At 36.9% G+C, this 24353-nt stretch carries 30 protein-coding genes, 2 pseudogenes and 1 other annotated feature; of the genes and pseudogenes, 25 read left to right on the top strand and 7 right to left on the bottom strand.

What is annotated here, in order from left to right; translation table 11 throughout:
- Positions 1-7 precede the first annotated feature (7 nt).
- Both queA and BQ7352_RS12130 read left to right on the top strand, forming a co-directional pair.
- On the top strand, positions 8-1033 hold the full coding sequence (gene queA, locus BQ7352_RS12135; protein WP_072449475.1) for a tRNA preQ1(34) S-adenosylmethionine ribosyltransferase-isomerase QueA: 1026 nt from the start codon (positions 8-10) through the stop codon (positions 1031-1033).
- A 6-nt stretch (positions 1034-1039) separates the two neighbouring features.
- Entirely contained in the window at positions 1040-1831 is a 792-nt protein-coding gene (locus BQ7352_RS12130) for an acyltransferase domain-containing protein (RefSeq protein ID WP_072449474.1), read from the top strand.
- 32 nt (positions 1832-1863) lie between these two features.
- Here BQ7352_RS12130 and pckA read toward each other — a convergent pair whose 3' ends face one another.
- The 3 genes from pckA to BQ7352_RS12115 form a co-directional block, all read right to left on the bottom strand.
- The gene (pckA, locus tag BQ7352_RS12125) at positions 1864-3468 is read right to left on the bottom strand and encodes a phosphoenolpyruvate carboxykinase (ATP) (protein WP_072449473.1); all 1605 of its coding nucleotides are present in this window, start codon (positions 3466-3468) and stop codon (positions 1864-1866) included.
- A gap of 182 nt (positions 3469-3650) precedes the next feature.
- A complete protein-coding gene (gene aroA / locus BQ7352_RS12120) occupies positions 3651-4931 on the bottom strand; it encodes a 3-phosphoshikimate 1-carboxyvinyltransferase (RefSeq protein WP_072449472.1) in 1281 nt (426 codons plus the stop codon).
- 11 nt (positions 4932-4942) lie between these two features.
- Positions 4943-6040, bottom strand: a complete 1098-nt coding sequence (locus tag BQ7352_RS12115; protein ID WP_072449471.1) for a prephenate dehydrogenase — start codon at positions 6038-6040, stop codon at positions 4943-4945.
- Between the two features lie 191 nt (positions 6041-6231).
- Here BQ7352_RS12115 and BQ7352_RS12110 point away from each other — a divergent pair, with 191 nt between their 5' ends.
- The 7 genes from BQ7352_RS12110 to BQ7352_RS12080 all read left to right on the top strand — a co-directional run bounded on the left by BQ7352_RS12110 (position 6232) and on the right by BQ7352_RS12080 (position 14256).
- The gene (locus tag BQ7352_RS12110) at positions 6232-8319 is read left to right on the top strand and encodes an elongation factor G (protein WP_072449470.1); all 2088 of its coding nucleotides are present in this window, start codon (positions 6232-6234) and stop codon (positions 8317-8319) included.
- 178 nt (positions 8320-8497) lie between these two features.
- Positions 8498-10171, top strand: a complete 1674-nt coding sequence (locus tag BQ7352_RS12105) for a hypothetical protein (protein ID WP_072449852.1) — start codon at positions 8498-8500, stop codon at positions 10169-10171.
- Between the two features lie 19 nt (positions 10172-10190).
- Positions 10191-10418: a binding site (T-box leader), on the top strand.
- Positions 10419-10468: 50 nt separating this feature from the next.
- Entirely contained in the window at positions 10469-12883 is a 2415-nt protein-coding gene (leuS, locus tag BQ7352_RS12100; RefSeq protein ID WP_072449469.1) for a leucine--tRNA ligase, read from the top strand.
- Positions 12884-13078: 195 nt separating this feature from the next.
- Positions 13079-13279 carry an ABC transporter gene (locus BQ7352_RS12095; protein ID WP_072449468.1) on the top strand — a complete coding sequence of 67 codons (201 nt, stop codon included), beginning with the start codon at positions 13079-13081 and terminating at the stop codon, positions 13277-13279.
- Positions 13280-13290: 11 nt separating this feature from the next.
- Positions 13291-13476 carry an ABC transporter gene (locus BQ7352_RS12090; protein ID WP_072449467.1) on the top strand — a complete coding sequence of 62 codons (186 nt, stop codon included), beginning with the start codon at positions 13291-13293 and terminating at the stop codon, positions 13474-13476.
- Between the two features lie 60 nt (positions 13477-13536).
- Positions 13537-13917 (top strand): mannose-1-phosphate guanylyltransferase, encoded by a 381-nt coding sequence (locus tag BQ7352_RS12085; RefSeq protein ID WP_072449466.1) that lies wholly within the window; start codon positions 13537-13539, stop codon positions 13915-13917.
- 66 nt (positions 13918-13983) lie between these two features.
- The gene (locus BQ7352_RS12080) at positions 13984-14256 is read left to right on the top strand and encodes a 50S ribosomal protein L7/L12 (RefSeq protein ID WP_072449465.1); all 273 of its coding nucleotides are present in this window, start codon (positions 13984-13986) and stop codon (positions 14254-14256) included.
- A 106-nt stretch (positions 14257-14362) separates the two neighbouring features.
- On the opposite strand, the gene BQ7352_RS12075 is transcribed toward BQ7352_RS12080, so the two are convergent.
- Both BQ7352_RS12075 and BQ7352_RS12070 read right to left on the bottom strand, forming a co-directional pair.
- The gene (locus tag BQ7352_RS12075; RefSeq protein ID WP_072449464.1) at positions 14363-14905 is read right to left on the bottom strand and encodes a Uma2 family endonuclease; all 543 of its coding nucleotides are present in this window, start codon (positions 14903-14905) and stop codon (positions 14363-14365) included.
- A gap of 22 nt (positions 14906-14927) precedes the next feature.
- On the bottom strand, positions 14928-15197 hold the full coding sequence (locus BQ7352_RS12070; RefSeq protein ID WP_072449463.1) for an AbrB/MazE/SpoVT family DNA-binding domain-containing protein: 270 nt from the start codon (positions 15195-15197) through the stop codon (positions 14928-14930).
- Between the two features lie 456 nt (positions 15198-15653).
- On the opposite strand from BQ7352_RS12070, the pseudogene BQ7352_RS12065 reads away from it, so the two are divergent.
- The 16 genes and pseudogenes from BQ7352_RS12065 to BQ7352_RS12000 all read left to right on the top strand — a co-directional run.
- Positions 15654-15950 (top strand): annotated as a pseudogene (locus BQ7352_RS12065) (GNAT family N-acetyltransferase); the annotation flags it as partial.
- 26 nt (positions 15951-15976) lie between these two features.
- The gene (locus tag BQ7352_RS12060) at positions 15977-16429 is read left to right on the top strand and encodes a GNAT family N-acetyltransferase (protein WP_072449851.1); all 453 of its coding nucleotides are present in this window, start codon (positions 15977-15979) and stop codon (positions 16427-16429) included.
- Between the two features lie 166 nt (positions 16430-16595).
- A complete protein-coding gene (locus BQ7352_RS12055; protein ID WP_330390461.1) occupies positions 16596-16961 on the top strand; it encodes a P-loop NTPase family protein in 366 nt (121 codons plus the stop codon).
- 17 nt (positions 16962-16978) lie between these two features.
- Entirely contained in the window at positions 16979-17437 is a 459-nt protein-coding gene (locus tag BQ7352_RS12050) for a GNAT family N-acetyltransferase (protein WP_072449462.1), read from the top strand.
- A 36-nt stretch (positions 17438-17473) separates the two neighbouring features.
- Complete coding sequence (locus BQ7352_RS15200) at positions 17474-17599, top strand: DUF6440 family protein (protein WP_242948607.1); 126 nt, start codon at positions 17474-17476, stop codon at positions 17597-17599.
- 8 nt (positions 17600-17607) lie between these two features.
- Complete coding sequence (locus BQ7352_RS12045) at positions 17608-17928, top strand: TfoX/Sxy family protein (protein ID WP_072449461.1); 321 nt, start codon at positions 17608-17610, stop codon at positions 17926-17928.
- A gap of 212 nt (positions 17929-18140) precedes the next feature.
- Positions 18141-18989 (top strand): MerR family transcriptional regulator, encoded by an 849-nt coding sequence (locus BQ7352_RS12040; protein WP_072449460.1) that lies wholly within the window; start codon positions 18141-18143, stop codon positions 18987-18989.
- Positions 18990-19215: 226 nt separating this feature from the next.
- On the top strand, positions 19216-19434 hold the full coding sequence (locus tag BQ7352_RS12035) for a DUF3791 domain-containing protein (RefSeq protein WP_072449459.1): 219 nt from the start codon (positions 19216-19218) through the stop codon (positions 19432-19434).
- Positions 19431-19532 (top strand): DUF3990 domain-containing protein, encoded by a 102-nt coding sequence (locus BQ7352_RS15020; RefSeq protein ID WP_256381157.1) that lies wholly within the window; start codon positions 19431-19433, stop codon positions 19530-19532. Before BQ7352_RS12035 ends, BQ7352_RS15020 begins: the two co-directional genes overlap by 4 nt.
- A gap of 34 nt (positions 19533-19566) precedes the next feature.
- Positions 19567-19919 (top strand): annotated as a pseudogene (locus tag BQ7352_RS15245) (DUF3990 domain-containing protein).
- Positions 19909-20169 carry a hypothetical protein gene (locus tag BQ7352_RS12025; protein WP_072449458.1) on the top strand — a complete coding sequence of 87 codons (261 nt, stop codon included), beginning with the start codon at positions 19909-19911 and terminating at the stop codon, positions 20167-20169. Before BQ7352_RS15245 ends, BQ7352_RS12025 begins: the two are co-directional and overlap by 11 nt.
- Positions 20170-20234: 65 nt before the next feature.
- A complete protein-coding gene (locus BQ7352_RS12020) occupies positions 20235-20417 on the top strand; it encodes a hypothetical protein (RefSeq protein WP_072449457.1) in 183 nt (60 codons plus the stop codon).
- Between the two features lie 53 nt (positions 20418-20470).
- Positions 20471-20656, top strand: coding sequence for a hypothetical protein (locus BQ7352_RS12015; RefSeq protein WP_072449456.1), 186 nt, complete (start codon positions 20471-20473; stop codon positions 20654-20656).
- 37 nt (positions 20657-20693) lie between these two features.
- Complete coding sequence (locus tag BQ7352_RS12010; protein ID WP_072449455.1) at positions 20694-21425, top strand: AAA family ATPase; 732 nt, start codon at positions 20694-20696, stop codon at positions 21423-21425.
- Positions 21426-21496: 71 nt separating this feature from the next.
- A complete protein-coding gene (locus tag BQ7352_RS12005; RefSeq protein WP_072449454.1) occupies positions 21497-21943 on the top strand; it encodes a GNAT family N-acetyltransferase in 447 nt (148 codons plus the stop codon).
- Positions 21927-23126: an MFS transporter gene (locus tag BQ7352_RS12000; protein ID WP_072449850.1), complete on the top strand. Its 1200-nt coding sequence runs from the start codon at positions 21927-21929 to the stop codon at positions 23124-23126. The genes BQ7352_RS12005 and BQ7352_RS12000 overlap by 17 nt, the downstream gene beginning before the upstream one ends.
- Here the strand turns inward: BQ7352_RS12000 and BQ7352_RS11995 are convergent.
- Positions 23107-23517 carry a GNAT family N-acetyltransferase gene (locus tag BQ7352_RS11995; protein WP_072449453.1) on the bottom strand — a complete coding sequence of 137 codons (411 nt, stop codon included), beginning with the start codon at positions 23515-23517 and terminating at the stop codon, positions 23107-23109. The genes BQ7352_RS12000 and BQ7352_RS11995 overlap by 20 nt on opposite strands.
- 54 nt (positions 23518-23571) lie before the next feature.
- The gene (gene istB, locus BQ7352_RS11990; protein WP_072449452.1) at positions 23572-24348 is read right to left on the bottom strand and encodes an IS21-like element helper ATPase IstB; all 777 of its coding nucleotides are present in this window, start codon (positions 24346-24348) and stop codon (positions 23572-23574) included.
- Positions 24349-24353 lie beyond the last annotated feature (5 nt).

Here is a 24353-nt window from a genome sequence, read left to right as displayed (position 1 = left end):
AGAAACCATGAGAACAGCAGACTTTTATTATGATTTACCAGAAGAACTGATTGCTCAGGACCCATTATTAGATCGATCATCTTCCAGACTGATGCATTTGGACAAAGAAACCGGTGAAATCTGCCATACGGATTTTAAACATATTATTGATTATTTAAATCCGGAGGATTGTCTTGTTATCAATGATACAAGAGTTATACCGGCCCGTTTATATGGAAGTAAAATCGGAACAGATGCAGGGATTGAAATCCTTTTATTAAAACGAAGAGAGAATAATGTATGGGAAACCTTAGTGAAACCGGGGAAAAAGGCAAAACCGGGAACAAAAATCAGCTTTGGTGACGGACTTTTAATTGGAGAAGTACTGGATATTGTAGAAGAAGGAAATCGTCTGATACAGTTTCAGTATGAAGGGATTTTTGAAGAAATATTGGACAAACTGGGAGAAATGCCTCTGCCTCCTTATATTACTCATAAACTGCAGGATAAGGAACGTTATCAGACGGTATATGCAAAAAATGAAGGAAGTGCAGCAGCGCCTACAGCGGGACTTCATTTTACAAAGGAATTATTAGAAAAAATAGAAAAAAAAGGTGTGAAAATTGCTCATGTAACTCTTCATGTGGGACTTGGTACTTTTCGTCCTGTGAAGGTAGATGATGTAGAAAATCATCATATGCATTCTGAATTTTATGTAGTAGAAGAAGAACAGGCAAAAATTATCAATGAAACAAAGGCAAAGGGTGGAAGAGTGATTTCCGTAGGAACTACCAGCTGCAGAACACTTGAGTCTGCTACGGATGAAAACGGAATTTTACAGGCTAAAAGCGGCTGGACGGATATTTTTATCTATCCCGGTTACCAATTCAAGATGATTGATGCTTTAATTACCAATTTTCATTTGCCGGAGTCTACACTTTTGATGCTGGTTTCTGCGCTGGCAGGAAAAGAAAAGATTATACATGCCTATGAAGAAGCAGTAAAAGAGCGTTATCGCTTTTTCAGTTTTGGCGATGCCATGTTTATTGAGTAACTGCTTATGGAACTGGCAGAATTTTTAGAGAAGATATCCTTGAATTCAGAAGCTAAAAAAGAACTTTTAGCTCTTCCTCTATCAGAACAGGAATATGAAGATTTCAAGGAAGCTTTTCTTTATACACGGCAAACTTTTTTTGAAAGAATTGTACAGGAAAAAAATTATCGAATAAAATTGTTATACTTATACAGCAGAATGGCCTGTGAAAAATATCCGGAATTTTGCAAAATGGGTATTTCTGATGAAATCTATTATGATACTTTTTATGATTTGACAATTTGGTCAGAGGATTGTAAGGAAAAATTTAAGGAATACGGATTGAACAAGCCTCAGTGGCTTTCTATACATTTAGATGGAAGACTTTTTCGATTGGGAAGATTACAATTTGAAAAAACTACATATTACTGTGAAGGAAAGAAGATACCGGCTATCAGTATTCATATTCCTGCGGGAGAGAAGTTGGATATAGAAAAATGCAGGAACTCCTTTCAAAAAGCAGAACAATTTTTTAAAGGAGATTATATTTATTTTTGTCATTCCTGGCTGTTATATCCGGGGCTGAAGGAAGTTCTTTCTAAGTCATCTAATATTGTGAAATTTCAGGAATTCTTTGAAATTAAAGAAGTTGATTACGATGTCAGACAGGCAGAACAGCGTATTTTTGGAAAAGAGCAGGAGGATTATACAAAATATCCTCAAAGTACAGGATTACAAAAAGCTGCCAGAAATTATTTGTTGGAAGGAAAGCATTTAGGAAATGGGTTTGGAATATTAAAAAAAGAGGTAGTTGGCTGAATTTCAGCCGCTACCTCTTTTACTGTCTTCAATTATTCCTGAGGACCAGCAGAAACTAAAGCTTTACCAGCTTCATTTCCTTCGTATTTAGCAAAGTTCTTAACAAATCTCTGAGCTAAATCTTTTGCTTTTGTTTCCCATTCGGAAGCATCTGCATAAGTATCACGAGGATCAAGAATGTTTGTATCAACACCTGGAAGTTCTGTAGGTACTTCGAAGTTGAAGTATGGAATTTTCTTTGTAGGAGCGTTTAAGATATCTCCGTTTAAGATTGCATCGATGATACCACGAGTATCTTTGATGGAGATACGTTTTCCTGTACCATTCCAACCTGTGTTAACAAGGTAAGCTTTTGCTCCGCTCTGCTGCATTTTCTTAACAAGTTCTTCTGCATATTTTGTTGGGTGCAGCTCTAAGAATGCCTGTCCAAAGCAAGCAGAGAATGTTGGTGTAGGTTCTGTAATTCCACGTTCTGTACCAGCTAATTTTGCTGTAAATCCAGAAAGGAAGTAGTACTGTGTCTGTTCTGGTGTCAGAATAGATACTGGTGGCAATACACCAAATGCATCTGCAGATAAGAAGATAACTTCTTTTGCAGCTGGAGCAGAAGATACAGGGCGAACAATGTTTTCAATGTGGTTAATTGGATAAGATACACGAGTATTTTCTGTTACACTCTTATCTGTAAAGTCGATTTTTCCTTCTGCATCTAATGTTACGTTCTCAAGAAGAGCGTCACGTTTGATTGCATTGTAGATATCTGGTTCAGAATCTTTATCTAAGTCGATAACTTTTGCGTAGCATCCGCCTTCAAAGTTAAATACACCGTTGTCATCCCAGCCGTGTTCATCATCACCGATTAAGAGACGTTTTGGATCTGTGGAAAGTGTAGTTTTTCCTGTTCCGGAAAGACCGAAGAAAATTGCTGTGTTTTCACCATTTAAGTCTGTGTTTGCAGAGCAGTGCATGGAAGCGATACCTTTTAATGGAAGGTAGTAGTTCATCATAGAGAACATACCTTTTTTCATTTCTCCGCCGTACCATGTATTTACGATAACCTGCTCACGGCTTGTGATGTTGAACATAACAGCTGTTTCAGAGTTTAATCCTAATTCTTTGTAGTTTTCAACTTTTGCTTTAGAAGCATTGTATACGATAAAGTCTGGTTCGAAGTCTTTCAGCTCTTCTTCAGTAGGCTGAATGAACATGTTTGTAACAAAATGTGCCTGCCAAGCTACTTCTACGATAAAACGGATGGCCATACGTGTATCTTTGTTTGCACCGCAGAAAGCATCTACAACATACAGTTTTTTGTTAGACAGCTCTTTTAAAGCAATATCTTTTACAGTATCCCAAGCTTCCTGTGTAGCCGGATGGTTGTCGTTTTTGTATTCATCAGAAGTCCACCATACAGTGTCTTTAGAGTTTTCATCCATAACGATGAATTTGTCTTTAGGAGAACGTCCTGTGTATACACCTGTCATTACGTTAACTGCACCCAGTTCACTTTCCTGACCTTTTTCAAAGCCTTCCAGTTCCGGTTTTGTTTCTTCAGCGAATAATAATTCATAAGAAGGGTTGTGAACAATCTCAGTTGTTCCAGTGATGCCGTATTTGCTTAAATTCAATTCTGCCATCTTACATGTACCTCTTTTCTCTTATATTAATTACGATAATCTCACCTGCCAAGACAGATTTGCGATATCCTTTTTTAAAGAAGGGGAAAACCCTGCTTCTCTTCTATATTATACATATTTACTACAATAAATCAATAAAAAAATATATAGAAATTCTAAAATTTGTTTAAAATTTAACGACCTTATGAAGCAGAAATTGCAGCCATATCCCGATAAAATTCAGGATAGGAGATATCTACGCAGGAAGCATTTAAAATTTCTGTTTCTCCGTCAGCAGCCATACCGGCAACGGCAAAGGACATGGCAATTCTGTGATCCATATAGCTGTCTAAAACAGCGCCTTTTAAAGGCTTGCCTCCATGTATTTCCATGCCGTCTTCCGTAGGAATAATATCAGCTCCCATAGCAGATAAATGCTGCACAATAATATCCAGACGGTTAGACTCTTTTACCTTTAATTCCTGTGCATCACGGATAATGGTAGTACCTTGGGCAAAGGCTGCCATAACAGCAAGCATCGGAAGTTCGTCAATGAGAGTGGGAATAAGTGCGCCTTCGATAACCGTTGCTTTTAACTCGCTGTGTTTTACCAGAATATCAGCCACAGGCTCTTTTCCGTATTCCCTCTTATTTAAAAGCTGAATATCTGCGCCCATATCTGCGCATACTTTTAGAATTCCATCTCGTGTAGGATTTATTCCCACATCTTTGATTAAAATTTCAGAGCCCGGAATTAGAAGTCCCGCAGCAATAAAGTAAGCCGCAGAAGAAATATCTCCGGGAACAACGACCTTTTGTCCTTCTAAAATAGGATTGCCCGTGATAGCCGCAGTAGTTCCTTCAGAAGTAACGTCTGCACCAAAAGAGCGGAGCATCAGTTCGGAATGGTTGCGGGAAAGATAGGGCTCTGTCACTCTTGTAATGCCATCTGCATACATTCCTGCCAATAAAACACAGGACTTTACCTGTGCAGAGCTTACCGGTGAAAGATAATGTATGGGTTTTAAAGGATGACCCGTTATTTTCAGCGGTGCACAGCCGTTGCCGGATATGCTTTCAATTTTACCTCCCATTTGGGAAAGGGGAGTGATAATTCGTGTCATAGGACGTTTCTGAATAGAAGCATCTCCGGTTAAAGTGGTACAAAAAGTCTGTCCGGCTAAAATACCGGATAAAAGGCGGGTGGTAGTTCCGCTGTTTCCTGCATCTAACACGGCTTTCGGAGCTTCTAAGCCATGAAGTCCTTTTCCGTGAATTAAAATTTCAGAGGGAAGCTGTTCAATTTCAATTCCCATTTTTTCAAAGCAGGAGATGGTAGACAGACAATCAGCGCCTTTTAAAAAATTGCTAATGGAAGTTGTTCCTTTTGCCAGCGCTCCGAACATAACAGCTCTGTGAGAGATGGATTTGTCTCCCGGAACTGTGATTTCTCCTCTAAGAGGAGCAGATTTTTTAAAAACCATAGAAGAACCTCCTATCTCTCATAAATTTTATAGTTGCGCTTTGTAAGCTGTTCCGCAGCCTGTTTTAAAGCGTCTTCGTCATAAAATTCGATTTTTAATACGCCGTCTTCGAATTCTCTGTTGTGAAGAATGCCGATATTTTTAATACTGATATTATTCATAGAAAGAATAGTTGCAATGGTAGCAATAGAACCTGTTTCATCAATAATATCACAGTACAGGGCAAAATCCTTTTTAATTGGTCCGCTGGGGACATCATTAAAGGAATTTCTGTATTCCTTGGACTGTGAAAACATATCGTAAAGACCATTGGCATCTTTTTGGTCCACTAAATATTTTGCCTGCACAATCAAGCGTATATATTCATCTAAAACCTTTGAAATATGCTCCGGATTTTCCAGACAAATCTGCTGCCACATGTGCGGAGATGAGGACGCAATACGGGTAATATCTTTAAATCCGCCTGCCGCAATAGTTTTCATGTGCTCCAAAGGAGAGTCCAGCTTTTTTACTACATTTACAAGAGATGCAGCCACAATATGAGGAAGGTGGCTCACGGCAGCAGTAATAAAATCATGCTCATCCCAAGTCAAAATCATAGGCAAAGCCCCAATGGAAGTTACCAGTTCGGTATACTTTCCTATTTTATCAAGACCAACCTCCTCAGACGGGGTCAGAATATAGTAGGCGTTCTCAATCAAATGGTCGGTAGAGTGTTCATATCCCATGTGCTCGCTTCCCGCCATAGGATGTCCCCCGATGAAGTTGTAAGCCATGTCAAGCTCTGTGACTTTTCGGTGAATTTCCCCCTTTACACTGCCTACGTCTGTGAGTATACAGCCGGGACGTATGACCTGCTTCAGCCATGGAAGACACTCAATATTATAGTCTACTGTAGCACACAAAAAGATATAATCACAAAGGGCAAAACGCGGATCCTGTTCATTACAGGGAATGTCTACAATTCCATCAAATACCGCATCTTTTAATGTGTCCTTTGTGCGGTTATAAGCAATAATCTGATAATCCGGGTGGAATTTTCGTATTGCTTTTGCAATCGAGCCGCCAATAAGCCCCAGACCAATAAAACCAATAGTTGTGGTTTCCATATATTTCAGTACTCCTTCTAATTAAAATGCTGTCAAACAATATCATTTTATGACAGGTTTTTGTAATTGTCAATTCTATGGATGCAGTCGAATAAAAGAAGAAAAAAACTTGTTTAATTTGAATAAAATACTTGAAATATATCAATTTTTTTAGTAAAATATACACATAATATATTTGGGAGGTATTACATATGGACGTTTTTAGAACCGACAGAATTAGAAATGTGGTCCTGCTTGGTCATGGGGGCGCCGGAAAAACAAGTCTGGCAGAGGCAATGGCTTATTTATCAGGTATTACAAGCCGATTAGGAAAGGTAACAGATGGCAACACAATCAGTGATTTTGATAAAGAAGAAATAAAGAGAAAATTTTCAATTTCTACATCTGTAATTCCGGTTGAATGGGGAAAAGTAAAAATTAATGTATTGGATACTCCGGGCTATTTCGATTTCGTGGGGGAAGTTGAAGAAGCAGTAGGAGCGGCTGACGCAGCGATTATCGTTGTTTCCGGTAAAGACGGTGTTCAGGTAGGAACACAGAAGGCATGGGAGCTGTGCGAAAAATATAATCTCCCAAGAATGTTCTTTGTTACGGAAATGGATATTGATGATGTCAGCTATCGTCAGGTAGTAGAGCAGCTTACAGAGCTGTACGGCAAAAAAATTGCGCCGTTGCACATGCCAATTCGAGAAGACGGTAAATTTGTGGGATATGTAAATATCGTAAAACAGGCAGGTCGAAGATATATTGAAAGAGGACAGAAAAAGGAATGCCCTGTTCCGGAATATCTGAATGAATATTTAGAGAAATATCATGAGACTTTAATGGAGTCTGTGGCTGAAATCAGCGAAGAATTTATGGATCGTTATTTTGCAGGAGAAGAATTTTCCGTAGCAGAGGTTTCCGCTGCATTGAAGATGAATATTTCTGACGGAAGCATTATTCCGGTATGTATGGGTTCTGCTGTAAATATTCAGGGTGTGGCAAACCTTTTGGATGATATCTGCGGATATTTCCCAAGTCCGGACCAGAAGACCTGTGCAGGTATGAATACAAAGACAAACGAAATTTATCAGGCAAATTACGATTTTACAAAAGCAAAATCTGCTTATGTATTTAAAACAATCGTTGACCCGTTCTTAGGAAAATATTCACTGGTTAAGGTATGCTCCGGCGTTATCAAAGGAGACGATGTTCTCTTTAACGTATCCAAGGACTCCGAAGAAAAGCTGAATAAACTCTATGTTCTGGAAGGCTCAAAGCCAATCGAAGTAGCAGAGCTTCACGCAGGAGATATTGGAGCTATTGCAAAACTGGGTACCGTGACCACAGGAGATACACTGGCTACAAAGACCACACCAATCCTTTACGGTAAAACAGATATTTCTGTTCCTTATACTTACAAACGTTATCAGACAGTAAATAAGGGAGATGATGATAAAGTATCTCAGGCATTGGCAAAGATGATGCAGGAGGATTTGACTTTGAAAGCAGTCAACGATGCACAGAACCGTCAGACCTTATTATATGGTATCGGCGAGCAGCATCTGGACATTGTGGTAAGTAAATTAAAAGAACGTTATAAAGTAGACATTGTTTTATCTGAACCGAAGGTTCCGTTTAAAGAAACTATTCGTAAAAAATCAGACGTGGAATACAAATACAAAAAACAGTCCGGTGGACATGGACAGTATGGTCATGTAAAAATGACATTTGAACCATCCGGCGATTTGGAAACACCTTATGTATTTGAACAGACTGTTGTAGGCGGAGCAGTTCCGAAGAATTACTTCCCGGCAGTAGAAAAGGGTATTCAGGAGTCTGTATTGAAAGGTCCTGTTGCTTCTTATCCGGTAGTAGGTGTAAAAGCTACTTTATATGATGGTTCTTACCATCCGGTAGACTCCTCTGAAATGGCATTTAAAACAGCAGCTATTCAGGCGTTTAAAAAGGGCTTTATGGAAGCGTCACCTGTACTGTTAGAGCCGATTGTATCTATGAAGGTAAGCGTACTGGATAAATTCACCGGAGACGTTATGGGTGATTTGAACAAGAGAAGAGGCCGTGTACTGGGAATGAACCCGGATACTGCACGGAAGGGCTATACAGTTGTAGAAGCAGACGTACCGATGCTCTCCATTTACGGATATTCCACAGACCTTCGTTCCATGACAGGAGGAAGCGGTGAATTTTCTTATGAATTTGCTCGCTATGAACAAGCTCCTTCTGATATTCAGGAGAAGGAAATTGCGGCTCGTGCAAAAGCAGAAGAGGAATAATTAAAAGATAGAAAATTGAAAAATAAGAGGTTGTTGCTTTGAATATTCAGAACATGTATTGAAAGCGGCAGCCTCTTCTTTAATTGTGTAGGAAATTACGTTTTACTGTTGTAACCGGATAAAAAGAATGTTACAATACTGAACAAAGCAAAATTGCTTGGAAAGGTTGGTAGAAAGTATGAAAAAAATTGCAGCAGGACTTGGAATACTGCTTCTGGCATTTGTTTATTATTACATTACATTGCCGGCAATTAACATTCACGAAAGTGGATTTTGGTTTTTCCTTGGTACGGTAGTTGTTTTACTTTTAGTAATTTACGCTGTTCGCAAAAGGCTTCGCAGTCCACAGGAAATTAAAAGCAGTAAGGTCATGAAAGCAGGACTGTTTTTGGTTCTTGCAATTATTGTTGTCTATGGTGTGGGAACTTTGTTATCTTCCCCTATTGTCAATGCGAAAAAATATCAGCAGTTGGTAACACCAGAGGAGAGAGATTTTACAGAAGACATTAAGGAAATCAGTTATGACCAAATTCCGCTGTTAGATAAAGAGTCCGCAGAGCTTCTGGGAAACAGAAAAATGGGAAGTATGGTAGATATGGTGTCTCAGTTTGAAGTAAGTGGATTATATTCACAGATTAATTATCAGGGACAGCCTTATCGTGTAACGCCTCTTGTATACGCCAGCGGAATTAAATGGCTGACAAACCAGAAGGAAGGAATTCCTGCCTATATCCGAATTGATATGGCAACACAGAATACAGAGCTGGTAAAATTAGACAAACCGATTAAATATTCAGAGTCAGAATACTTTAACCGCAATATTTACCGTCATCTGCGTTTTAAATATCCGACTTATATGTTTGACCAGTTAAGCTTTGAAATTGACGATGAAGGGACACCGTACTGGATTTGTCCTGTAAAGAAATTTAACATTGGTTTATTCGGAGGACAGACCATCGGCAGAGTGGTAATCTGTAATGCGCAGACAGGTGAGGCAAAGGATTATAAAATTGAGGATTGCCCACAGTGGGTAGACCGTGCATATCCGGCAGACTTGCTTTTAGAGCTTTATAATTACCACGGAATGTTGAAAAACGGTTTCTTTAACAGTGTTTTAGGGCAGAAGGGCTGTCTGAAAACAACAGACGGAAATAACTATCTGGCACTGGATGATGACGTATGGGTATATACCGGTGTCACATCTGTCAGCGGAGATAAGTCCAACGTCGGATTTGTACTGATGAACCAGAGAACTATGGAAACAAGATATTATGCCTGTGACGGAGCGCAGGAGCGTTCTGCTATGGACTCCGCAGAAGGTCAGGTACAGAACTTGAAATATCAGGCGGCATTCCCGCTTCTGTTAAATATTTCAGACCAGCCGACATACTTTATGGCATTAAAGGACGGCGCAGGTCTTGTAAAGAAATATGCCATGGTAAATGTGCAGAAATATCAGACCGTTGCCATTGGAGATACGGTTGCAGAATGTGAGAAGAATTATGAAAAACTGTTGGCAGACAATGGTATTGCATCAGGTGTGGGTACAGAAAGCGATATTTCCATGACAGGAACCATTGAAAAGATGGCACAGGCAGTTATCGAAGGAAACTCTCACTTCTATATTACACTGGGCGGCGAAAACGCAGAAGTAAAAGGACTGGAAGCAGGACAGACAGAGCAAAAATTTATTTTTGATATTCCGGTAACAGAATATCCGGAAATCGTAGGATATGATATCGGAGATACTTTGACAGTTCATTTCATTCCGGAAGAACCGATTTCCACAGTGACCGCTTTAGGTGATAAAAAACCGGAGACAGGGGTTGACAAAAAAGAAACCACTGAGTAAAATATGTATAGTTTCATACAGACAGACGTAGAAGAGGAGTATTAAGAAAAACTGCGCATAAAGAGAGCTGCCGTTTGGTGCAAGGCAGATGTGTAAGCTTCCCAACTCGCCTCGGAGTTCCCAAATTGAACAGTATTTTGCTTTAAGTAGATTTGGGCGGGATTTCCCGTTATAGAAAAATGAGTGCACAGATAAACATCTGTGAATTAGAGTGGTACCGCGGAATTTAAGCCCTTTCGTCTCTGAATTAGGAGATGAGAGGGCTTCTTTATTTTTAAAATACAGGAGGAAAAGAAAATGGCAGTACCTTATAATCATAAGGCGATTGAGCAGAAATGGCGTAAAAACTGGGAAGAAAACCCGGTAAATGTTGATGATGGCAAAAAACCAAAATATTATTGTCTGGATATGTTCCCATATCCATCAGGAAACGGTCTTCACGTAGGACACTGGAGAGGCTATGTAATCTCTGACGTATGGAGTCGTTTTAAAATGATGCAGGGATATTATTTAATTCATCCAATGGGTTGGGATGCTTTTGGACTTCCGGCAGAAAACTATGCAATTAAAATGGGTGTGCATCCTTCTAAATCCACAGCAGAAAATGTAAAGAACTTCAAAAGACAGTTAAATGATATTTCTGCTATTTATGACTGGGACAGAGAAGTAAATACCACAGATCCGGAATTCTATAAATGGACACAGTGGATTTTTGTAAAAATGTTCAAAGAAGGTCTGGCTTATGAGAAAGAATTCCCAATTAACTGGTGTCCTTCCTGTAAAACAGGTCTTGCAAATGAAGAAGTTGTAAACGGTAAATGTGAACGCTGCGGCGCAGAAGTAACAAAGAAAAATCTGCGTCAGTGGATGCTGAGAATTACAAAATACGCAGACCGTTTATTAAATGATTTGGATAAACTGGATTGGCCTGAAAAAGTTAAAAAGATGCAGGCAGAATGGATTGGAAAATCCTATGGTGCAGAAGTTCAGTTCCCAGTAGAAGGAAAAGACGAAAAAATCACCGTTTATACTACAAGACCGGATACACTTCACGGCGCAACCTTTATGGTATTAGCTCCGGAACATGCGATGGCAAAAGAATTGGCAACTGACGAAACGAGAGAAGCCGTAGAAAAATATATTTATGATGCTTCTATGAAATCTAACGTAGACCGTCTTCAGGATAAAGAAAAAACAGGTGTGTTTACAGGAAGCTATGCAATTAACCCATTAAATGGCAAGAAAACTCCAATCTGGTTATCTGATTATGTATTGGCTGACTATGGTACAGGGGCAATTATGTGTGTACCTGCTCATGATGACCGTGACTTTGAATTTGCAAAGAAATTCAATATTCCGATTATTCAGGTTATTGCAAAAGACGGAAAAGAAATCGAAAACATGACAGAAGCTTATACAGAAGCTTCCGGAACCATGATTAACTCCGGTGAATGGAATGGAATGGAGTCTGCGGTTCTGAAAAAAGAAGCTCCTGAAATGATTGAAAAAATGGGTATCGGACGCAAAACAGTAAACTTCAAATTACGTGACTGGGTATTCTCACGTCAGCGTTACTGGGGTGAACCAATTCCGATTATTCACTGCCCGAATTGCGGTAATGTGCCTGTTCCGGAAGACCAGCTTCCATTGACACTGCCTGATGTAGAGTCTTATGAGCCAACAGGTACAGGAGAGTCCCCATTAGCAGGCATTGAAGAATGGGTAAACACTACTTGTCCATGCTGTGGAGCGCCTGCTAAGAGAGAAACCAATACCATGCCTCAGTGGGCCGGTTCTTCTTGGTACTTCCTGCGCTATGTAGATAATAAAAATACAGAAGCATTGGTTTCCAAAGAAAAAGCAGAAAAATATCTTCCGGTAGATATGTATATCGGTGGTGTAGAGCATGCGGTACTGCATCTTCTGTATTCCCGTTTCTACACAAAATTCCTGCATGATATCGGCGTAGTTGATTTTGACGAACCATTCTTGAAACTGTTTAATCAGGGTATGATTACAGGTAAGAACGGTATTAAGATGAGTAAATCAAAAGGAAATGTGGTTTCTCCTGATGATTTAGTAAGAGACTACGGCTGTGACGCATTAAGACTTTACGAATTATTCGTAGGTCCGCCGGAATTAGACGCAGAATGGGATGACAGAGGTATTGATGGTGTATATCGTTTCATTAACCGTTTTTGGAAACTGGCTATGGACAGCAAGGAAGCAAATGTAGCAGAAACAAAAGAAATGGTAAAAATACGTCATAAACTGGTTTATGACATTACACAGCGTCTGGAAAGCTTCAGCCTGAATACGGTTATTTCCGGATTTATGGAATATAACAACAAGCTGATTGAGATTGCGAAAAAAGAAGGCGGCGTAGACAAAGCAACTATTGAAGCCTTTGTACAGCTTTTAGCACCGTTTGCTCCTCATGTGGCAGAAGAATTATGGCAGGAATATGGTCATACAGACTCTGTATTCCACACACAGTGGCCGACAGCAGATGAAGAAGCTATGAAGGATGATGAAATCGAAGTTCCTGTTCAGATTAACGGAAAGACAAAAACTGTAATTTCCATCAGTGCAGAGGCGACAAAAGAAGAAGCGATTGAAGCGGGTAAAGCAGCCATTGCAGATAAATTGACAGGAAATATTGTAAAGGAAATTTATGTTCCGAAGAAAATTATTAACATTGTCATGAAGTAAGTCATGCGAATAGAAATGACGCAGATAGTAGAAATATTGTCTGCGTTATTTTTTTGTTTCATAGGAAATTATGCAACAGTACAATCTTTTTTATGATTATAATGGTGTAAATAATTACAAAGTATGATATTATGAGAAATATAAGTACTAGACTACGTTAGAACATGAAACAATTTTGAATATGGAGGTGTTTAAATGGATAAAAAACATGGCTTTTTGGTTACTTACCTAATTATTCCGATATGTTTTCTGGTTGCAGTTATTGTGGTCGGCTTGATAAGAAGACATTCTTTGATTGAAATTTATAATGACGGGTTGGGGCTTACAGCATTATATTATCTTTTCGCCAGTTTGTTTATTTATATTCGCTGGGAATATTTTTCAAATAAGAAGTAAGGAGGGAAGTGATGGAGATTATTTATACAGCGCTAGGTGCTATTGTATGTATGGTTTTGGTAATTTCTGTTGATGCGGGAATAACAAAACTATTTGATGAGAATAGTATTATGCAAAAAAATTATATTAAGATGTCGCTTTCTTATTTTATTGGAATTTTCATTTTTCTTTTAATTGTGAGATTGATTTTTTTATAAAGAAGTATATTTATAAAATTATCAGTAATGCAAAAAATTTGAATTTTGAAGGTGATAAAGATGATTAAAGATTTAATGTATATTGAATTGAAAACAGGATATTCTGATGACGGTCCGGCATGGATTGGATATGTAAAAACTTCAAAAACCAAGAAAACTATTTACTTTAATAATCATGCTTTTCAGAAATATAATAGCGGTTATTCGAATTATATAGATATTGAAAACGGAGATGAATATTGGATTTCCGGATTAAAGAAGGAAGAAAGTAATCGTCATTGGGCAGGGCGTGGAAAAATTATGATTGACCGTAGAGCTGTTGACGAATATCTTGCTTTGATTGGAGAAAAAGGATTACCCTTAAATTTATTTGAAGTAATTGATATTGAAGATAGATTTCCAGTTGAAAGAATAAATGGATTGTTGAATGAAAAGGAATAAATAATTGGGCATGTACCAAGCGTGGCAAATGATAATTTTTATGGGTAATCATGGGAGGGAAAATTTATGTTATATCTACTGCTAATTATTATAGGTCTTTTATTTTATATTGAAATTGATAAATTAAAAAAACAAATAAAAGCCCAGCAAAATCAGATTGACGTTTTATGCAAACAGACAGGAAATAATCAGTTGGCAACATATTATATAGCAGATGAAGACAAAGAATATATTCTTCATCTTAAAAATAATGGAAAAGAAGTAGAAGCGGTAAAAAAAGTGAGAGAAATTACCGCCATGGGACTAGTAGAAGCAAAACAGTATGTTGACTTATTATAAGCAATTCTCAGTTTCTGTCCTGTTCTTTTATAGAGAAATAGAACTATGACACAGCAGAGGACTTGAAAAGACCAGAAACCTTGCAAGTCCTCTTGTATAGATAAAGCTAAATATTAAGCTGTGAAAAATCAATAGATAAATCTGTATATATACCGGCTTTTATGATGTCAGAAAAAGTAAATTCCTGAGTATCTTCATTTTCAAAATTGTATACCAGAATTCTATTCTTATCGGAGTCAACAAGCCAATATTCTTTTACACCGGCAGTGCGATATTTAAAAAGTTTTGTGAAGTAGTCCATTCGTCTGCTGCCGGGTAATACAATTTCTATTATCCAGTCTGGTGCACCTACACATCCTTTGTCTGTGAGCTTGCTTTTGTCACATATAACACTTATATCCGGCTCAACGTAATTTTTGTTGTCTTCAGATAAAAATACTGCAAATGGGGCTGTAAATGTTTCGCAAGTACCACTATGATTTGAAATATATTGGTAGATTTTACTATGCAGAAAACCAGAAATTCGTTGATGTTTTGTGCTGGGCGGTGTCATGTAATAAATCTTTCCGTCAATCAATTCCGCCCTAGTCCCGTCCGGTAAGGCGTAAATATCTTCAGTAGTGTAATCTTGTTCTTGAGGTAAAGTCATATAAATACTTCCTTTCAAATGGTTAGTTGTGCTCTTTTCTTAATTCTTTTACAAATGCCATGATATCATCATCAGAAATTAAACCTGTGCGTACTGTTTCGCCGGACATTTCTTTTTGTAATAATTCCATGGCATAAGCGGCAGAGTTTACAATACGAACGGTGTTTCCTTCTACAATAAATGTGATGCGGTCATCGCTGGTTACTCCAAGAATTTCACGAATATCCTTGGGAATAGTAACCTGACCTTTTGACATGACTTTTGCATTGTCTATAAATATATTTGCTGCCATAATATTACACCACCTTTTATAAAATAGGGAAAGTAGGATTATTCCTACTTTCCAGTATATGCAGTTTTCTAAGAAAAATCAATCGGAAAAATACCTTGAATTCTTGCAGTTCTGTTCACAGAACTCATAATCAGATTTGCTGGTTATATAAAATCATAAATCCTTTAAGTAAACAGATTTTTGCTTACACCTCTGAGTATATTTGTTATAATAGTCGTAGGAATAATCAGACATAGGAAAAGCGTTTTATTGTTTCCATATTTTTAGTTTATTACTACATATTATATATAGTACATGAAATCAAGGGAAATTAGAAGTTAAAGAGGCGAGGAAATGCTGGAAATTAGATATGTTCAATTAGAAGATAAGGAGTTTTGGTATAATCTTGATAAGCATTTGCCAGAACAGGAATTTGACAGTAAAGTTAGAGAAGAAAGATGAAATGTTTTATTAGATGATAATAAACCGATAGGCTTGTTGAGATATAATCTTTTTTGGGATAATACGCCATTTTGTACAATGTTATTTGTTGATTGGAATTATCAGGGAAAAGGTTATGGGAAAAAACTTATGGAGCATTGGGAAGCTGAGATGAAATCACAAGGATATGGTATGCTTCTGACTTCTACGCAGGTTGATGAAGAAGCACAGCATTTTTATAGAAAATTAGGATATAAAGATTGTGGTGGTTTTGTTATAGATATTCCGGGATATGAGCAACCAATGGAACTGTTTCTTATTAAGGAAATTTAGCAAATTTGAAAGTTGTGGAGACAGATATGAAAGAATTTACCTATGTTACTTTAAGACAAAAACCAGAATTAAAAGAAGCGGCTGCTGCATGGTTTCATGATAAATGGGAAGTGCCACAAGAAGCGTATCTTGAATGTATGGAAGCATATCTCAATCATGAAACAGAATATGGTTGGTATCTCTGCTTAGAAAGTGGGCGCATTGTAGGTGGTCTGGGTGTGATTGAAAACGATTTTCATAACAGGAAAGACCTTACGCCAAATGTATGCGCAGTATATACAGAACAGGAATACCGCTGTCAAGGAATTGCCGGACAATTACTTGATATTGTTGTGAAGGATATGAAGTCAAAGGGAATTACTCCTGTCTATTTGATTACAGACCATGTAAACTTTTATGAAAAATATGGCTGGGAATTTTTGTGTATGGTTCAAGGGGATAATGAGCCTGATATGACAAGAATGTATATCCATAGATAATTTCCAGTTTGTGGTGCAATAATTACAATTTATTAAACAGATACTTTATTTGGAGGTAACTTTCTATGTTTCAAAAAGCAATTATAATTGGCTGTCCGGGTGCAGGAAAAAGCACTTGCCTTTGTACTATCTCGATATGCTATGGCACAAGCCGGACAGGACAACTGTGGACAGAAATATATTTGACGAGAAATTAAAAGAAATTATTTTAAAGGACAAATGGATTATTGATGGAAATTACGGAAGAACACTTGAAATGCGTATTCAAGCGTGTGAAGCTATATTTTTATTGGATTTTCCGGTAGAGGAATGTTTGGCTGGAGCAAAATCACGCATAGGCAAGCAACGTGTAGATATGCCATGGATAGAGACAGAGTTTGATGAAGAATTTAGGCAATGGATTATTGATTTCCCTAAAAAAGAATTGCCAATGGTATATGAATTGCTTGATAGATACAAAGGCGAAAAGAGCATTTATGTCTTCCACTCAAGGGCTGATATAGATGATTATTTATTAAAGACGTTTGGGTAATAGGGGTGAGATAAATTGTGGATATAGTAAAAGTTACAGATGATTTGGAAAAAAAGAAAATTGCACGGAATGTGCTCGAAGCATTGCCCGGCTGGTTTGGTATTCCTGAAGCAAGAGAGGAATATATAGAAGACTCTGTTGGGAAACCTTTCTATTGTGCACGCAAAAATGAAAAAAACATTGGTTTTTTATATTTGAAAGAGACAGGAAAAGATACAGTGGAATTGGCAGTGATAGGCGTGTTAAAAGAATATCATCATAATGGAATTGGTAAGGTATTATTTGAATACGCGAAAAAAGAAATTCAGGAAAAGGGATATTCTTTTATTCAGGTTAAAACAGTTCAAATGGGAAAATATGAAACCTATGATGAAACAAACAGGTTTTATTTGGCTCTTGGTTTTAAAGAATTTGAGGTGTTTCCAACACTATGGGATAAATGGAACCCATGTCAAGTATATATTATGGCAGTATAATGTTTTACAATATATAAAATATAGAGATTTGAGGAGATATTTCAGAGTAAAGAAAATAGATTTGAAGTAGATTATAAAGAGACGGGCTTTGCAAGTGAGAAAGTAGTATATGTTGATAAAGATGCGGATGTAAATTATCTTTTTATTGCAAGTGGAATTTGAGGTGTATTATGGCATCAAGTAAAGAATATTTGGAATTTATTTTAGGACAGTTATCCGAATTAGAAGAAATTGGATATCGTGCTATGATGGGAGAATTTATTATCTATTATCGTGGCAAGATTGTTGGCGGTATTTATGATAATAGATTGCTTGTCAAACCGGTAAAATCGGCAATTAGTTATATGCCAATGGTTTTGTACGAGCTGCCCTATGAGGGAGCGAAAGAAATGTTATTGGTAGAGGAAGTAGAAAATAAAGAGTTTTTAACAGGTTTGTTTAATGCTATGTATGAGGAACTACCAATCCCAAAAACCAAAAAGAAAAAGTAAATAATCTCCGGTCTATATTGCAACAATTTATAAACTTGTTGTATATAAATGAGCATAAAATTTTTAGACTATTGACATCGCAAAGATATAGGAAATAGTAGAGAATTTGAGAAACTAGAAATTTTTCAAATCCTCTTTTTCTATGGATTAAAAATTTTTATCTTGACTCTCCACTTGCGTAAGGGTTTATGATAAAGAAAAAAGGAGAAAATATGAAGACAGTTAAAGAGGTATCAGAATTGACAGGGATTAGCATTAGAACCTTGCGTTATTATGACGAAATCGGATTATTAAAACCAACAAAGATAACGGCAGCAGGGTATCGTTTATATGATGAAAATTCATTGAAACAGCTACGTGAGATTATGTTTTATCGAGAATTTGAAATCCCTCTGTCAGAAATAAAAATGATTATGGAACAACGTGAAAAAAATAATCGGAAAATCCTTGAAACACAGAAAAATATATTAGAAATGAAACGCAATCATCTGAATAGTATAATTGAACTGATTTCCGATGTGATGCAAAATGAAGAGCCTATGAGTTTTGAAGGTTTTAGCTATGATGACATTCAAAAAATGATTTGTCACTCTTTAGAGATTATGAGTGAAAAGGACAAAAAGATAATTTCTGAGAAGTACGGAAATATGGAAACATTCCTAGAAGATGCGTTAGAAAGTTTTAAAGATGAAAAGGCTTGTGAGAGCTTAATTGGGATATACGGAAGCAAAGAAAAGGCAGTGGAAGCAAGCTTGAAAGCAACAGGAGATAAGGGAGAATTTATTAAAAATAAGGATGCAATAGATAAAACATATAAGAAATTTGCCTATGCAATGAAAAACACAGATGATATTATGGCAATGGAAGCTGTTAAGGAATTGGGGGAAAACTATAAAAATTTTTTTAAGATGGATAATGCGAAAGCTTTATTATTAAAAGTCGCAAAAGATTATCTAAATCATTCTCGGTTAGAAAAAGGAACAGACAGACAGTATGGAAAAGGGATTACAAAATATATTGGAGAAGCTATTTCTAAATATTATGGGGAATGGGAGGCGTAGCGCTTAATCATTGTAATAAAATATAGCTTTTGATATAATGTCTTTAATAAAAAATGCAAAAAATATATTTTTCAGGGGGATAAAATTGTTAATTATGTCAAAATGAATTAAAATGACTAAATTAAAAAAATTGATGACCAAATTGAAGTATAGTAGCATTAAGTGAATTGAAGGTGATTGCTATCATGAGTATAAGGAAAAGAGGAAAATAGCAAGGAGGATTGTTATGTGTGAGAAAAAAGAATTGACATTTTCAATATTTATTTTGTATGCGCTTGCAGAAAAGTGGCAAATGTCTCCTGCTTCTGTATATAAAATATTAAATACAACAGGAATTTTGGATAATTATATTATTAGATGTTATGATGTGCTTCATACACAGGGGAAAGAGTATTTAGTAGAAGATATTACAGAGTTTGTAAGAGAAAAAGGAGTTCTTGTATGATTGTTTATCATGGAGCAACAGATATTATAAAGAAGCCAGATGTATTTCATTCGAAAAGATATTTAGATTTCGGTAAAGGTTTTTATATTACTTTTTGAAGAACAGGCACAGAAATGGGCAGTACGAAAGGGAATGCGTCAAGAAAAACCAGCGATTGTAAATGTTTACGAATTGATTGAGGATTGGAGCAATTTCAATGTATTGTCCTTTGAAAATGAAAATGAAAAGTGGATTGATTTTGTATGTGCATGTCGTAAAGGGCTGGCACTAAATCAAAAATATGATATTGTTTTAGGAAATGTGCGGATGATGATGTATTCAAAACAGTAGATATGTACTTTAAAGGACTTTGGGACAAGAAAAAAGTTTTAGAGGAATTGAGGTATTGTAAAATGAATAATCAAATATGTATTGTTAATCAAGAAACTTTGGATAAAATTCTTGTTTTTAAAGAAGCATATGAGGTTGTAAAACATGGTAGATAAAAAGGAATTGGAAGAAGTATATAAGCAAAATCTGGAAAACGATATTATTAACGCAATTTCTAAAATTAAAAAAATAGAACTTAGAAAAGCATTTGATATTTACTATTCCAGTAAATTGGCAGAACAAATAGAAAAGGGAAAATATGGAATAGAAAATTTAGATGCAAAATATTTGGCAGAGGATTTAATTGAAAATGAACCGAAACTATTTAAAGAAACCAAAACATTTACAAATAAAGGCAGTAGATGAAATTAGATGCAATTAAGCACAGTATGGTTAGAATGTAATTTCTGATATGGAAAGAGGTACTGCTTATGAAAAAGAAAGTGTACTTGATAATTTGTATTTTTACAATCATGGACTTGTTATTTGGAGAAATTCCTCGCTTTATTACAAGAGTACAAGAACGAGGATTTGCAGGTGTTAATTATGGATTAGTGATATTTCCGATATTGATTAGTATAGCTGCATTTTATCTATATAGAAAACAGAAATAAGCTTAATTTAATAAATCCATCATATCTTAACACAGATATAGGGAGGAAAAGCTATGGGTAGAAAAGGAAAAATTGTATTTGGAATTATTACAATTATTGCAGTTTGCATTTCATCAGTAATCGGATTAACCTTTTTACCGAATGATATAAAGTATGAAATAGTTTTTCGATTTTTCTGTATGTTTGCGCCATGTATGACGATACTGTGTGTTATTAATTTGCTAAAAGAAGAGAAATAAACAAGCATAAGATTATTTTAGTATGTAGGTATTCATTATGAAATCAAATAAATTTATACAAACCATAGAAATTGACTGGAATAGAATTCCGGAACGTTCTTATTTAAGGAATATTTCTGTTCTGAAAAATTTAAAATATTTGGAATTTAACAGTAATATTACCTTTTTTGCTGGAGAAAACGGAAGCGGTAAATCGACTTTGCTAGAGGCAATTGCAGTGGCTTATGGATTTAATCCGGAGGGTGGAACAAAGAATTATTCCTTTGAAACTTACCATGATGTATCGGAATTAAGTGAGGCAGTTTATATTTCCAAGGGATTTAAAAAGCCGGAAAGCGGTTATTTTTTTCGGGCAGAAAGCTTCTTTAATGTGGCAACAAAGGCAGAAGAATATGATGCGCTTAATCCCAAAGGACCTTCTTACGGAGGGAAAAGTTTGCATTGCCAGTCTCATGGTGAGAGTTTTTTAAGCTTTTTTCAGACGTTTCAAAAGCAGGGAATTTATATTTTAGATGAACCGGAAGCAGCACTGTCACCTCAGCGTCAGCTGACTTTATTTATACAGATAGCACAGAAGGCAAAAGTGGGCTCTCAGTTTTTGATTGCCTCGCATTCGCCTATTTTACTGGGACTGCCGGAGGCTGAAATTTTATCTTTTGACGGAAATAAGATTGAAAAAATCCCTTATGAAGATACAGAAAGTTATGCTGTCACGGAAATGTTTATTAACAATCGGGAAGTTTTGATAAAACATTTACTGGAACAATAAAAATCATACAATTTTGGTTGAAAAGGGCACAATTCTATGATATATCTTTACTGCTGAGGAAAGGAGAAATTATGATTAGAAAATTATCAGAGAAAGATATAAATGAGGTTACAGAAATTTGGCTTTTGGCAAATCTTCAGGCACATGATTTTGTTCCGGCTTCCTACTGGAAGGAAAATCTTTCGTTTGTAAAGGAAATGCTGCCGAAAGCAGAAGTTTATGTATACGAAAATGAAGAAAGAAAAGAAATCACAGGCTTTATTGGCATAAATGAGAATTACATAGAAGGGATTTTTGTAAAAAGTGATACTCGTTCAAAGGGTATCGGGAAAGGGTTATTAGATTTTGCAAAGACTTTAAAAAATCATTTATATTTACATGTATATGAGAAAAACAGCAGAGCAGTTTGCTTTTACAAAAGAGAAAATTTTAGACTTGAGAGGGAAGGCATCGATGAAACCACAGGAGAAAAAGAATATTGCATGGAATGGAAACGAGAATATGAAAAATCAATATAATAAGACAATGACCGCATGTTTTGTGGGATATATTGTACAGGCAATTATTGTTAATTTTGTACCGCTGTTATTTTTGACTTTTCAAAGACAGTATCATTTGCACCTTTCCCAGATAACCATGCTGATTACTTTTAATTTTGGTGTGCAGCTTTTGGTGGATATGGCAGCGATTGGATTTGTAGATAAATTGGGCTATCGTTTTTGTATGATTTTCGCTCATATTTTGTCTGCTTGTGGCTTGATTTCCCTGACAATTTTACCTGAGATACTGCCTTCTGCTTTTGCCGGAATTTTGATTTCTGTTATGATTTATGCAGTTGGAGGAGGCTTATTGGAGGTACTGGTAAGTCCGGTAGTAGAGGCGTGTCCTTCCGATAATAAGGAGAAAGCAATGAGTATGCTTCATTCTTTTTACTGTTGGGGACAGGTGGGTGTTGTTTTGGTTTCAACCATTTTCTTTTCCATAGCAGGTATTGGGAATTGGAAAATTATGGCGCTTTTATGGGCAGTTGTTCCTATTGTAAATGCGGTCGTGTTTACAAAAGTTCCTATGGTATCTTTGCTGGAGGAAGGAGAAGAAGGACTTAGTATTAAAGAATTGTTTCGGATGAAATTGTTTTGGATTTTGTTGGTTATGATGGTGTGTGCAGGAGCCAGTGAACAGGCAGTAAGTCAGTGGGTTTCCACCTTTGCAGAAAAAGGACTGGGAATTTCCAAAGCAGCAGGAGATTTGGCAGGACCTATGGCGTTTGCTCTTTGTATGGGACTATCCAGAATGTTCTATGGAAAGTATGGTGAAAAAATCCGGTTAGATTATTTTATGAAAGCAAGCTGCATTTTTTGTATCATTTCTTATTTAGGAATTTCTCTTTTTCCTAATCCGATTTTAAGCTTATTTGCCTGTGCAATCAGTGGTTTTTCGGTTGGTATTATGTGGCCGGGAACTTTTAGTAAAGCTGCGGCAGCTTTGCCAAAAGCAGGAACTGCGTTGTTTGCTTTGCTGGCTTTAGGTGGAGATTTCGGATGCTCTGCCGGTCCTACTTTGGTAGGTTTTGTGTCCGATTTAGCAGGAGATAATCTGAAAATGGGAATATTAGCAAGTATTGTATTTCCTGTGCTTCTTTTAGTGGGACTTGCTGCTTGTAAGAGAACAGAAAAAAATCCTAAAGTTCTTTTATCATGAGAATAAGTTTTAACATTTGTTCGTCTTTTAAACGGACAGCATTGGGATGCTCTCCGACATGAGAAAATCCCATTTTTTTATACAAATTTTCTCCTCGTTTATTGCCTTCCATATATTCCAATTCTAATTGTAGCAGATGCTGTTGTTTAGCAATAGAAATCAGCTCTTGTATCATAGCAGTGCCAATTCCAAGTCCCCAATATTTTTGGGTGATTGCCAAAGCAATTTCTCCTCGGTGCTGAGTTTTTAATCGTTTTTGAAAAATAATTTGACAGCTTCCGGCAATTTCTTTATCTATAATACATAGCAGCATAAGCTGAGTATCTGAATGGTTAGCAGCTTCGATGGCAGCCTTTTGCTGCTTGAATATTCCTGTGCGGCAACACCGCAAATCCGGCAGACGGGAAACCGTCTGTCCGGGCTTGCGGAAACTGCTTATGCGAGTTTACTCGCGCAATGTTTTGTCTAAACCATAGACCTCACGCATTGAGATGTCATGTTCGGCATCAATGCTTGTGATGTTGATACGATAACTGTCATGGGCAATGCGGTCAATGATTGCATCTGCCAGAGGACTGTCATCACCGCCGAGCTGATCATACCATTCCTCAAATTCATACTGGGAGCAGAAAATCGTCGAAGATTTCTTGCGTCTCCGGTGGAGCAGTTCGAAGATATCCCTTTGTTCTGAATCCGTTGGTTTCAATAGAAGCCATTCATCCAGAATCAGGACAACAGGATTGGCATACTTAGCCATTACTTTTTTGTAGTTGCCATCTGTCCGTGCAATCTCCAAGTCAATAAGCAGATCAGGAAGGCGGACATACTTGGTATTGAAATACTGCTTACAAGCCTCCATGCCAAAGGCACAGGCCATGTAAGTTTTACCACAGCCTGTAGCACCGGTAATAAAAAGATTCCGGTGTTCAGATATATATTCGCAAGTTGCAAGTCTACGAATCAGTTCCTTGTTCAGCTTGCGTCCGGAAGTGTAGTTAATATCCATGATATTTGCTTCCGGCTGGTCGAATCCAGCATTCTTAATCAGCCTTTTGAGACGATTATTTTTCCGACTGCTGTATTCGATATCCACCAGCATACCGAATTGATCCTCAAATGGAATCTCCCTGCATTTTGGATCATCCAGCTGGTTACGGAATGCATCTGCCATAGCTGTCAGGCGCATTTCAATTAATTTATCTATTGTACTCTGATTTGTCATATGTG

It is taken from the genome of Blautia sp. Marseille-P3201T, assembly GCF_900120295.1.
Classification (GTDB): domain Bacteria; phylum Bacillota; class Clostridia; order Lachnospirales; family Lachnospiraceae; genus Blautia.
Note: the sequence above shows the minus strand (reverse complement) of the source record. Positions and strands in the feature narration are given on the sequence as shown.

Bases quoted from the DNA above. Each gene is read 5' to 3' on its own strand.
- BQ7352_RS12025 (WP_072449458.1), top strand. From the start codon at position 19,909: ATGGTAGATAAAAAGGAATTGGAAGAAGTATATAAGCAAAATCTGGAA.
- leuS (WP_072449469.1), top strand. From the start codon at position 10,469: ATGGCAGTACCTTATAATCATAAGGCGATTGAGCAGAAATGGCGTAAA.
- BQ7352_RS12035 (WP_072449459.1), top strand. From the start codon at position 19,216: ATGTGTGAGAAAAAAGAATTGACATTTTCAATATTTATTTTGTATGCG.
- BQ7352_RS12130 (WP_072449474.1), top strand. From the start codon at position 1,040: ATGGAACTGGCAGAATTTTTAGAGAAGATATCCTTGAATTCAGAAGCT.
- queA (WP_072449475.1), top strand. From the start codon at position 8: ATGAGAACAGCAGACTTTTATTATGATTTACCAGAAGAACTGATTGCT.
- BQ7352_RS12070 (WP_072449463.1), bottom strand. From the start codon at position 15,197: ATGGCAGCAAATATATTTATAGACAATGCAAAAGTCATGTCAAAAGGT.
- BQ7352_RS12090 (WP_072449467.1), top strand. From the start codon at position 13,291: ATGGAGATTATTTATACAGCGCTAGGTGCTATTGTATGTATGGTTTTG.
- pckA (WP_072449473.1), bottom strand. From the start codon at position 3,468: ATGGCAGAATTGAATTTAAGCAAATACGGCATCACTGGAACAACTGAG.
- BQ7352_RS12080 (WP_072449465.1), top strand. From the start codon at position 13,984: ATGTTATATCTACTGCTAATTATTATAGGTCTTTTATTTTATATTGAA.
- BQ7352_RS12105 (WP_072449852.1), top strand. From the start codon at position 8,498: ATGAAAAAAATTGCAGCAGGACTTGGAATACTGCTTCTGGCATTTGTT.
- istB (WP_072449452.1), bottom strand. From the start codon at position 24,348: ATGACAAATCAGAGTACAATAGATAAATTAATTGAAATGCGCCTGACA.
- BQ7352_RS12045 (WP_072449461.1), top strand. From the start codon at position 17,608: ATGGCATCAAGTAAAGAATATTTGGAATTTATTTTAGGACAGTTATCC.
- BQ7352_RS12010 (WP_072449455.1), top strand. From the start codon at position 20,694: ATGAAATCAAATAAATTTATACAAACCATAGAAATTGACTGGAATAGA.
- BQ7352_RS12005 (WP_072449454.1), top strand. From the start codon at position 21,497: ATGATTAGAAAATTATCAGAGAAAGATATAAATGAGGTTACAGAAATT.
- BQ7352_RS12095 (WP_072449468.1), top strand. From the start codon at position 13,079: ATGGATAAAAAACATGGCTTTTTGGTTACTTACCTAATTATTCCGATA.
- BQ7352_RS12040 (WP_072449460.1), top strand. From the start codon at position 18,141: ATGAAGACAGTTAAAGAGGTATCAGAATTGACAGGGATTAGCATTAGA.
- BQ7352_RS12110 (WP_072449470.1), top strand. From the start codon at position 6,232: ATGGACGTTTTTAGAACCGACAGAATTAGAAATGTGGTCCTGCTTGGT.
- BQ7352_RS12000 (WP_072449850.1), top strand. From the start codon at position 21,927: ATGAAAAATCAATATAATAAGACAATGACCGCATGTTTTGTGGGATAT.
- BQ7352_RS12075 (WP_072449464.1), bottom strand. From the start codon at position 14,905: ATGACTTTACCTCAAGAACAAGATTACACTACTGAAGATATTTACGCC.
- BQ7352_RS12015 (WP_072449456.1), top strand. From the start codon at position 20,471: ATGGGTAGAAAAGGAAAAATTGTATTTGGAATTATTACAATTATTGCA.
- BQ7352_RS12060 (WP_072449851.1), top strand. From the start codon at position 15,977: ATGAAAGAATTTACCTATGTTACTTTAAGACAAAAACCAGAATTAAAA.
- BQ7352_RS12115 (WP_072449471.1), bottom strand. From the start codon at position 6,040: ATGGAAACCACAACTATTGGTTTTATTGGTCTGGGGCTTATTGGCGGC.
- aroA (WP_072449472.1), bottom strand. From the start codon at position 4,931: ATGGTTTTTAAAAAATCTGCTCCTCTTAGAGGAGAAATCACAGTTCCG.
- BQ7352_RS12085 (WP_072449466.1), top strand. From the start codon at position 13,537: ATGATTAAAGATTTAATGTATATTGAATTGAAAACAGGATATTCTGAT.
- BQ7352_RS15020 (WP_256381157.1), top strand. From the start codon at position 19,431: ATGATTGTTTATCATGGAGCAACAGATATTATAAAGAAGCCAGATGTA.
- BQ7352_RS12020 (WP_072449457.1), top strand. From the start codon at position 20,235: ATGAAAAAGAAAGTGTACTTGATAATTTGTATTTTTACAATCATGGAC.